The organism is Dongia sp. (assembly GCF_041905885.1).
Taxonomy (GTDB): domain Bacteria; phylum Pseudomonadota; class Alphaproteobacteria; order Dongiales; family Dongiaceae; genus Dongia.
Window position 1 is genome coordinate 1 of the sequence record NZ_JAYRKD010000054.1, and the last position, 8,924, is coordinate 8,924.

At 64.7% G+C, this 8,924-nt stretch carries 8 protein-coding genes; 2 read left to right on the plus strand and 6 right to left on the minus strand.

What is annotated here, in order from left to right; all coding sequences use genetic code 11:
• Positions 1 to 181: 181 nt before the first annotated feature.
• The 5 genes from ACH2CY_RS28270 to ACH2CY_RS28290 form a co-directional block, all read right to left on the minus strand.
• Positions 182 to 1,117 (minus strand): acetamidase/formamidase family protein, encoded by a 936-nt coding sequence (locus tag ACH2CY_RS28270; RefSeq protein ID WP_395023389.1) that lies wholly within the window; start codon positions 1,115 to 1,117, stop codon positions 182 to 184.
• A 63-nt stretch (positions 1,118 to 1,180) separates the two neighbouring features.
• Positions 1,181 to 2,959: an ABC transporter substrate-binding protein gene (locus tag ACH2CY_RS28275; RefSeq protein WP_395023390.1), complete on the minus strand. Its 1,779-nt coding sequence runs from the start codon at positions 2,957 to 2,959 to the stop codon at positions 1,181 to 1,183.
• Between the two features lie 40 nt (positions 2,960 to 2,999).
• Positions 3,000 to 3,920, minus strand: a complete 921-nt coding sequence (locus ACH2CY_RS28280) for an ABC transporter permease (RefSeq protein ID WP_395023392.1) — start codon at positions 3,918 to 3,920, stop codon at positions 3,000 to 3,002.
• A complete protein-coding gene (locus tag ACH2CY_RS28285; protein ID WP_395023394.1) occupies positions 3,920 to 4,768 on the minus strand; it encodes an ABC transporter permease in 849 nt (282 codons plus the stop codon). The genes ACH2CY_RS28280 and ACH2CY_RS28285 overlap by 1 nt, the downstream gene beginning before the upstream one ends.
• A 130-nt stretch (positions 4,769 to 4,898) precedes the next feature.
• Positions 4,899 to 6,578 carry a DEAD/DEAH box helicase gene (locus tag ACH2CY_RS28290; protein WP_395023395.1) on the minus strand — a complete coding sequence of 560 codons (1,680 nt, stop codon included), beginning with the start codon at positions 6,576 to 6,578 and terminating at the stop codon, positions 4,899 to 4,901.
• Positions 6,579 to 6,736: 158 nt separating this feature from the next.
• On the opposite strand from ACH2CY_RS28290, the gene ACH2CY_RS28295 reads away from it, so the two are divergent.
• Positions 6,737 to 7,273 (plus strand): hydrolase, encoded by a 537-nt coding sequence (locus ACH2CY_RS28295; RefSeq protein ID WP_395023397.1) that lies wholly within the window; start codon positions 6,737 to 6,739, stop codon positions 7,271 to 7,273.
• On the opposite strand, the gene ACH2CY_RS28300 is transcribed toward ACH2CY_RS28295, so the two are convergent.
• Entirely contained in the window at positions 7,270 to 7,803 is a 534-nt protein-coding gene (locus ACH2CY_RS28300) for a hypothetical protein (protein ID WP_395023399.1), read from the minus strand. The two genes, ACH2CY_RS28295 and ACH2CY_RS28300, sit on opposite strands and share 4 nt — an antisense overlap.
• A 106-nt stretch (positions 7,804 to 7,909) precedes the next feature.
• Between ACH2CY_RS28300 and ACH2CY_RS28305 the strand changes: the two genes are divergently transcribed.
• Entirely contained in the window at positions 7,910 to 8,377 is a 468-nt protein-coding gene (locus ACH2CY_RS28305; protein ID WP_395023400.1) for a DUF1489 family protein, read from the plus strand.
• The last annotated feature ends 547 nt before the right edge of the window (positions 8,378 to 8,924 follow it).

An 8,924-nucleotide genomic window follows, 5' to 3' on the forward strand; every position in this document is an offset into this window, starting at 1 on the left:
CGTCGCGGACGCCATCTCGGCCAGCGGTCAATCGCGACCGCACCAAACAGGCCGGACATATGGACGCAATCGATCCGATTCAAAGCCGCCCTATCTTGCAACACGGGGGCCGTCCACATATGGATCCCAAGGCCAAGCCTTGGGATGACGACCGAGATTATGAGCAACGCCTCCGCGTGCATTATTCCAAAACAACCCGCGGGAAGTAGAACGACACCACCCAGTTCGGCATGTCGACGATCTCGCTGATCCGCAAGTCGCCGCAGACCGAGCAGAGCATGTAGGCCTCGACGGCTGAGAGGTTGTGGCGCTTGGAGAGGAGATCGACCATGCCGCTCACCGCCGCCTTGGCGCCTTCCATCAGGTCGCTGCCGATGCCGGTGGTGACGTCGTAGCCCTTCTCGTCGAGATGGCGCGTCACAGGTCCCGGCGTGCGAAAGCGCGGGAAGGTGAGGTTGGCGTTCTTCACCAGTTCGAGCTTCACGGTGACGTCGAGCTGGCTTTCGATCGCCGTGCCGCAGACCTCGCCGTCGCCTTGCGCGGCGTGGGTATCGCCGAGCGAGAACAGCGCGCCCTTGACCTCGACCGGCAGATAGAGCTCGGAGCCCTTGGCGAGATCGCGGATGTCCATGTTGCCGCCCACGCGCCGCGGCGGGACGACCGAGTGATGGCCGGGCTCGGCGGGGGCCAGTCCGATGGTGCCGGCGAAGGGCTTCAGCGGCACCTTGGCCGGGCCGAACATGGCCGGCGCCAAGCTGTCGGCGTCATATTTCCAGATGTGGAGCGCCGGGTCCTTGAACTGGTCGGCGAGCAGGCCGAAGCCGGGGACGTTGGCGGTCCAGCCCCAACCACAGGGCTTGAAATCCAGAAGAGTCACCTTGATCGCATCGCCCGGCTCAGCGCCGTCGATCACGATGGGTCCGAGCGTCGGGTTGACCCTGGTGAAGTCGAGGTTGGGGACGTCCTTGGCGGTCGATTGCGGGGTGATCTGGCCGCCGGAGGAATCCTTGCACTTCAGCTCGAGCGTCTCGCCCGAGCCGACGGTGAGGATCGGTTTCAGCGAATTGTCCCAGCCGAAGTGATGCTGGTGATCGTGGATCGTGTGGCGCGCGGACATGGTTGTCTTCCGGAATGAAGGAGTGCGGCGGCCGGAGCGATTCCCAGCCGCCGCATTCAGGGCTTACTGCGCGTCGGTCGCGTAGACCTCGTCGTAGTTGACGGGGATGTGGATCGGATCGGCGAAGATGCCGTTCGGACCCGCGACCCGCTTGGAATGGATCACCACCGCCTTCTCGTTGAAGACCGGCGCCCAGGGCGCGTCCTTCATGAGATCGGTGAAGATCTTGCCCCATTCGGCGGCGCGCGCGTCGGCCTGGGCCGGATCGGTCATCGCATTGGCCTTGTCGGCGCGGGCGTCGAGATCCTTGTTGCAATACCAGGCCCAGTTCCAGCCGCCATCGACCGCGCCGCCGCAGCCGAGGATCGCGGTGTAGAAGTTGCTGGGATCCGGGAAGTCGGCGATCCAGGCCATGCCGCCGGACCAGATCATCGGCGCGCCGTCCTTCTTGCCGCCGGCGGCGATGACGGTGCCCTGGTCGAGCGATTTGAGATTCGCCTTGATGCCGATCTTGGCGAGGTCCTGCTGGATCGCCTGGGCGATGCGCGGGTTGGGATCGACGTTCATGACATAGAGGTCGGTCTCGAAGCCGCTGCCGACGCCGGCTTTCTCCAGGAGCTTCTTAGCCTCGTCCACGTTGTAGGCATAGCCGGCGTAGCTCTTGTCATAGCCGGGCATGGCGGGCGGCAGCGGCTGGTTAGCCGGCACCGCGCGGTTGTTGATCAGCTTAACGATGGCGTCCTTGTCGATCGCCATGTTGACCGCCTGGCGCACTTCCACTTTATCGAAGGGCGCGATGTTGACGTTCATCGAAACATAGCCGGTCTGGAGTTGGTCGGTGATGGTGACCAGGTCCTTGGTCGCCGGATCGGCCAGCACCTCGGCGTATTTCGCGGGCGGGATGCCGTCGCCGGCGATGTCGATCTCGCCCTTCTGCAGCCGGAGCAGGGCCACGGTCGGGTCCTGGCCGATCTCGAAGGTGATCTTGTCGAGATGCGGGAGACCGGCGCGGAAATAGTCCTTGTTGCGCTCGAACACGATCTTCTGGCCGCTGGTCCACTCGCTGACCTTATAGGCACCGGTGCCGACCGGCTTCTTGCCGAAATCGGCGCCGGCCTTCTCCACCTCTTCCTTCGGCACGACGAAGGAGAAGTTGAGCGCCATCAGGTGCAGCATGGTGGAATCGGGATGCGAGAGCTCGATCTTCACGGTGTAGTCGTCCGGCGTGGTGATGCCGGTGAGCTCGGTCGCCTTCTTGCCCTGGAAATCCTCGAAGCCCTTGATCGCGCCGTAATAGCCGGCGCCCGGGCTGGCGGTGTCCGGGTTGCAGGTGCGCTCGAGCGAATACTTCACGTCCGCAGCCTTCATCTCGCGGCCGTTGTGGAATTTGACGCCCTTGCGGAGCTTGAAAGTGTAGGTGAGGCCGTCCGGCGCCACTTCGAAGCTCTCGGCGAGATCGGGGATGATCTCGGTGGTGCCCGGCTTGTAGTCGAGCAGGCCGTCGAACACGCTCTTGATCATCGACCAGTTCTTCCAGTCGTAGCCGATCGCGGGATCGAGGGTGGAGATGTCGTCCTTGAAGGTGACGGTCATCGCGCCACCCTGCTTGACCTCGCCGGTCGCGGCCGGCGTCGCGGCGGCTTCCTGGGTCGCCGCAGGAGCGGCGGCGGGCTCGGCTGGAGCCTGGGCCGCGGGCGCGGCGGGCTCCGCCGGCGCGGGGGCCGGGGCCGGCGTGGTCTGGGTCTGCTCGCTGGAGGCCTGCTCTTCCTTCTTCTCGCCGCAGGCGCCGAGCGCCAGCAGGGCGACCACAGAAACTGAGATCAACAACCGGTTCATGTTCATGTCCCTCTCCGTCGGGTTTTCGTTGCTTGCTTGAGCTTGATTATTTGAGCTTGATTCTGGGATCGATCAGCGGCGCCACGAGGTCGGCCAGCAGGTTGCCCAGCACGATGGCACAGGCGGCCACCAAGGTCACCCCCATGATAATGGGTATGTCGATGGTCTGGATCGCCTGCCAGGCCAATTGGCCGATTCCAGGCCAGCCGAACACCGATTCCACCACCACGATGCCGCTCATGAAATAGCCGATGTCGAGCCCGATCATGGCGATGATCGGCAACAGGCCGTTGGGCAGGACATGGATGAGGACGATGCGGGCGCGGCCGAGACCCTTGGCCCGGGCGGTGCGAACGTAGTCCTGCCGGAGCACCTCGATGATGCTGGAGCGCATCATGCGGCCATACCACCCGCCGCCGAGCAGCCCCAGCGCGATCGAGGGCAGCACCAGGTGGCGGAAGGAGCCGTAGCCGCTCAAGGGGAACCAACCCAGCCAGTTGCTGAAGACATAGAGCAAGGTATAGGCGACCAGGAATTGCGGGGTCGAGACGAAGAGCAGGGCGCCGATCATGACGCCCTGGTCGAAGGACGTATTGCGCTTGAAGGCAGCGATCGTGCCGGCGGTCAGACCGATCAGCAGCTCGCAGAAGATCGCGCCCAGCATCAGCAGCAGGGTCGCCGGCAGCCGCGCCGCGATCAGCGAGGCGACGTCGGTGCGCTGCACGTAGGAGCGGCCGAGATCGCCCTGCACCAGGTTGGCGGCGTAATGCAGATACTGCTCGTGCAGCGGCAGATCGAGGCCGAAAGTGTGGCGGACCTGCTCGACCTGGGCGGCACTGGCGGTGCGGCCGGCGATCTGGCGCGCGGGATCCTGCGGCAGCCAATGCGTGATCAGGAAAGTGATGATGCTGACGCCGATCAGGGTCAGCAGCATCTGCACCAGGCGGCGAAGAATGTAGCTGCCCATCAGTGCCGCCCCCGCAAGGTCGGGTCGAGCAGGTCGCGGAGCGCATCGCCGATCAGGTTGAAGGAGAGGGCGAGGATGCCGATACAGGCGCTGGGGAAGAAAACCAGCCAGGGCGCCGCTTCGAAATAGGTCTGGTTCTCGTTGACCATGTTGCCCCAGCTCGGGGTCGGCGGCTGCACGCCGATGCCGAGGAAGGAGAGCGTCGCCTCGGTCAGCGAGGTGGTGGCGATGCCGAGGGTCGCGTAGACCGTGATGGTGGGAATGAGATGCGGCAGCAGGTGGCGGAACAGGATGCGGCCCGCGCCGGCGCCGAGGCTGCGCTCGGCGGTGATGAACTCGCGCTCGGCGAGCGAGATCGTCTCGGTGTAGGTGACGCGCGCGACCTGGACCCAGTTCACCATGGCGATCACGATGACCACAATCCAGAGGCTGGGGTTGAACATCGCGGCCAGCAGGATCGCCAGCAGCAGCGCCGGGAAGGCGGTCATCAGGTCGGTGAAGCGCATCAGCGCCGCTCCGGCCAAGCCGCGCAGGTAGCCGGCCGTCACCCCGACCAGGGTGCCGATGGCGCAGGCGATGGTGTTGGCGATGATGGCGACGATCAGGGTCGCCTGCGCGCCGTAGATCAGCCGCGAGAGCAGGTCGCGGCCGAGGGTATCGGTGCCGAGCCAGTATTTTGCGCCGGGCGGCAGCGGGCTGCCGAAATCGGTCAGCCCGTCCTTGTGCATCTCGGCATAGGGGTAGGGTGCCAGCCAAGGCGCGAACAGCGCCAGGATCACGAAGCCGAGGATGACGATCAGCCCGAACAAGGCGAGCTTGCGCTTGAAGAGCGCCGTGAGGATCGTCATGGGCCCGCGTCAATCCGCTGTCACGAAAACGCCGCAGCATAGGCTGCGGCGTGACGCGGTCAACTGATTGAAAAGGGTAGTTCCCGCTGGAGAGAGACCCGCGGGTCAAGCCCGCGGGTGACGGTCTGGTTTAGCGTGCCGACCCGCGTTCGGTCATCTGCAGGGCGCGGCGCTGCTCGCGGGCGAAGAATTCCGGCGTGTGATCGCCGAACGGCCCGCCGTGGTGCTCGCCATGGCTCTCGGCATGGGCCTGGGCCCGGCGCTCGTGCCGGTTCGACTCATGCCGGGAATTGTTGGCGCGGGTGTTGTTGGCGTAGGTCTGGCTCGGCAACCCGTCTGAGGTGACCGGGCCTACCACGCCACTGGCCACGCCACTGACAACAACCGGCGCGATCGGATGATCCGCCGCCACCTGGTCGGCGATCTCCGGCAGCGCGGTCGCCGCGGCCAGATGGTCCCGGCGGTGCAGTTCGGCGGCGGGATGCGGGATCGCGGCATCGATTGCATCGACCCGCGGTTCCTGCGGCTGCGGCTCGCGGTCGCGACGGCCTTCGCCACGGTTGCGGCCGCCCCGGCCGCCCCGTTCGCCTCTGGAGCCGCGCTCGCCACGGTCATTGCCACGGCCCCGGCCGCCGCCGCCGCCGCGACCGCGGCCACGCCGCGGCGCCTCGTCGGAGAGTTCCTGGGTGGTGATGCCCTCGATGTTGACGCGCGGGATCTCCTTGCCGATCAGCTTCTCGATCGCCTGCACCGCCTTGCCGTCTTCCGGCATGGCGAAGGTGAAGGCGCGGCCTTCCTTGCCGGCGCGGCCGGTGCGGCCGATCCGGTGCACATAGTCTTCGGCGTGATGCGGCGTGTCGAAGTTGAAGACGTGGGAGAGGCCCTTGATGTCGATGCCGCGCGCGGCGACATCGCTGCAGACCATCAGGGTCACTTCGTTGTTCTTGAACTTCTCGAGCGTCTCGGTGCGCTTCGACTGCGGCATGTCGCCGTGCAGCTGCGCGGCATTGAAGCCGTGCTTCGAAAGCGAGCGGAACAGGATATCGACGTCCTTCTTCCGGTTGCAGAAGATGAGGGCGTTGGTCACTTCTTCCGACTTGATCAGGCGGCGCAGCGCTTCGCGCTTGTCCATCTCGTCGCAAACGACGAGGCCCTGGGTCACCGTGGTCGCGGTGGTGGCCGGCGCGGAGACGGTGATCTCCTTCGGGTTCATCAGGAAGGCGTCGGCCAGGCGCTTCACTTCCGGCGCCATGGTGGCGGAGAAGAACAGGGTCTGGCGGATCTTCGGCAGCAGCGAGACGATGCGCTCGACGTCCGGGATGAAGCCCATGTCCAGCATGCGGTCGGCTTCGTCGATGACCAGCGTCTTCACGTCGTTCATCAGGATCTTGCCGCGCTCGAACAGATCGAGCAGGCGGCCGGGTGTCGCGATCAGCACGTCGACACCGCGATCGAGCTTGCGCTCCTGGTCGGTGAAGCTCTCGCCGCCGATCAACAGCGCCATCGAGAGCTCGCAATTCTTGCCGTATTTCTCGAAGTTCTCGGCGACCTGCGCGGCGAGCTCGCGCGTCGGCTCGATGATCAGCGAGCGCGGCATGCGCGCTTTCGCGCGGCCGTGGTTGAGGATGTCGATCATCGGCAGCACGAAGGCCGCGGTCTTGCCGGTGCCGGTCTGTGCGCAACCCAGCACGTCACGTCCCATAAGGATGATCGGAGTGGCCTGAGCCTGGATCGGGGTGGGGGATTCGTAGCCGAGATCAGCGATTGCGCTCAGCACTTCGGGGCTAAGCCCCAGATCTGCGAATTTCATGTTGTCCGAAACGGGCGGTTGCAAAGGCTTGCATAGCGACGGTTGCCCGCGAGTCCAAGTCGCTTAAGCCGCCGGAAATATAAGAAAAATCGCTGTTTTGTCAATGTGACGGGGGGTGCGCTATGGTCGCATAGCTCGATTGTGAGAGAGACCCGGGGATGCTGCTCGACCGCGCGAAGTCACTGTTATTGCTGGTGGATATGCAGGAACGGCTGGTTCCCGCGATGGTGGATGCCGCCGATGTGAGAGCGCGTTGTGGGGTTCTGCTGCGGGGCGCCTACGAGCTGAGCGTGCCGATTCTGGCCTCGGAACAGTATCCGAAGGGGCTGGGCCCCACCCTGCCGGGACTGACCGAGTTCATCACCCAGCGGCTCGAGAAGATGGAGTTCTCGGCCTACGCGAACCCGGCCATCCGGGATGCGCTGAAGCGCGCCGGCCAGCCGCAGCTCATCCTGGCCGGGGTCGAGGCCCATGTCTGCGTGCTGCAGACCGGGCTCGACCTGATCGACGCGGGCTACCAGGTCTTCGTGGTGGCGGATTGCGTCTCGTCGCGCCGCGCCGAGAGCCGCGAGGTGGCGCTGCACCGCGTGGCCCGCGCCGGCGCCACGCTGATCACCGCGGAAATGGCGCTGTTCGAATGGCTCCGCAGCGCGGAGGCCGCGGAGTTTCGTTCGATCAGCAAGCTCATTCGCTAGCAGGTCGGCAGGAAGCAGGGCGTATCGCGGTTGGGATCCATGCGCGGGAAGAGCTGCACCGTCACCTGGCGCAGGAAGTTCTCGAAGCGGGGATCGCTCGGGCCGCTGATGTCGTCCACCGATCCGACCAGATAGGTCGTCGCGCTGCCGCCGCCGCGGCAGAGCGCCGCGACCACGGAGATCGTCTTCGACATCTGCGGGGTTCCGACCATGCTGCAGGCCGAGCTGCGGTCGGCGGCGGTCGGGCCGAAGGCGAAATGGACGCGCACGCCCTGGCCGGTTTCGGCTTTCGCGCTCGAGGGTTGGATCGCGTCGTTCACCAGTCGCTGCAAGTCGTCCTGCGGAATGCCGAAGGGATTGCCGGAGACATCGGCATAGAGCGGCCCGGTATAGGGGATATGCGCCAGCGAGGTCGGGTCGTAGCTGGAATCGACATGCACGTAGTTGATCGTGCCGGTGCCGCAGCCGCCGAGAAACGCAAGCGCGGAAGCGATGGCAATGGAACGGCGGAGGGCCGAAAGCGGGGACATGGTCGAAAGCTCCTTCAAAGGCTTGAAGCCGGCCCTGGCAATCCTCTAAGCCAGTGACCTCCAAGCCGCAAATTCATGTCCCCCGGAACAGTGCAGAGTCTTTCGCATGACCGTTCACCTTGTCAAATTGTGCGTCGGCATCGAAAGCATCGACGAACTGGCCGCCTGGTTCGACAGCGACGACTGCAAGAAAGCCAGGAAACGCAAGGGTCTGAAGAGCCCGAACGAGCACGCGCACTGGACCCGGATGAAGCCGAAACGGCTCGAGGAAGTGCTCGATGGCGGCTCACTCTATTGGGTGATTCGTGGCCGAATCTGCGTGCGGCACCCGATCCTGCGGCTGGACGATGTCCAGGACGAGAAGGGCAATGCCTATTGCGCCATCGTCTATGAGCCGAAGATGATTCTCACCGAGACCCGGCCGCGGCGCGCCTTCCAGGGTTGGCGTTATCTCGAGGAGGAGGATGTGCCGGCGGATCTCGCGGACCAGCGCGCGGCGCTCCGCGCCGCGCGTGCCGAAGCCGATCTCCCGCCCAAGATGGTCGCCGAGTTGAAGGCGCTTGGGCTGCTGTAACCGCGGATTTCCGCGCGTCTTTTGCGCAGATCACGCATGCGGCGAAATTGATTTCTTTTCTGCTTTACATCCCGGAACGACTCGCCTAAAAACCGCGCCACCCGAGCGGGGCGCCTTGCAAAAGGCGAAACGCGAAGGGGATCGGCGGTGCGTCTCGGCGCAACCTTTCGGTTGAGGCTGAGGCGCTTGTATCGCCTCTCGAAAATATCTATAGTTGGGGTTTCGCCTTGGGCCGAATCGGCCAGGGTGTCTCCTGCGGTTCGCCGCACGCTGTTTGACATTGTAATAAAGACGAGAAGGGATACGCGGGCGGCGGGTCCTGGGACATGGCTTCGGCCATGAGATCTGGGCTCTTGCTGTCTTCGTTATTCCGAGACGTCACGTTCGTTCGGCTGCGTAAGCAGCGGAGCGGCTCGTGATGTTTCATGCAGTAAGGAAGACGCGTTTAAGCAAGGACCAACCGTTGACGGATTGATTGGAGCTTCGGCTCTGGTTGATCAGGTTAACCTGAGAGTTTGATCCTGGCTCAGAACGAACGCTGGCGGCA

Coding starts and splice junctions, on each gene's coding strand:
- ACH2CY_RS28280 (WP_395023392.1), bottom strand. CDS start 3,920: ATGGGCAGCTACATTCTTCGCCGCCTGGTGCAGATGCTGCTGACCCTG.
- ACH2CY_RS28275 (WP_395023390.1), bottom strand. CDS start 2,959: ATGAACATGAACCGGTTGTTGATCTCAGTTTCTGTGGTCGCCCTGCTG.
- ACH2CY_RS28270 (WP_395023389.1), bottom strand. CDS start 1,117: ATGTCCGCGCGCCACACGATCCACGATCACCAGCATCACTTCGGCTGG.
- ACH2CY_RS28305 (WP_395023400.1), top strand. CDS start 7,910: ATGACCGTTCACCTTGTCAAATTGTGCGTCGGCATCGAAAGCATCGAC.
- ACH2CY_RS28290 (WP_395023395.1), bottom strand. CDS start 6,578: ATGAAATTCGCAGATCTGGGGCTTAGCCCCGAAGTGCTGAGCGCAATC.
- ACH2CY_RS28295 (WP_395023397.1), top strand. CDS start 6,737: ATGCTGCTCGACCGCGCGAAGTCACTGTTATTGCTGGTGGATATGCAG.
- ACH2CY_RS28285 (WP_395023394.1), bottom strand. CDS start 4,768: ATGACGATCCTCACGGCGCTCTTCAAGCGCAAGCTCGCCTTGTTCGGG.
- ACH2CY_RS28300 (WP_395023399.1), bottom strand. CDS start 7,803: ATGTCCCCGCTTTCGGCCCTCCGCCGTTCCATTGCCATCGCTTCCGCG.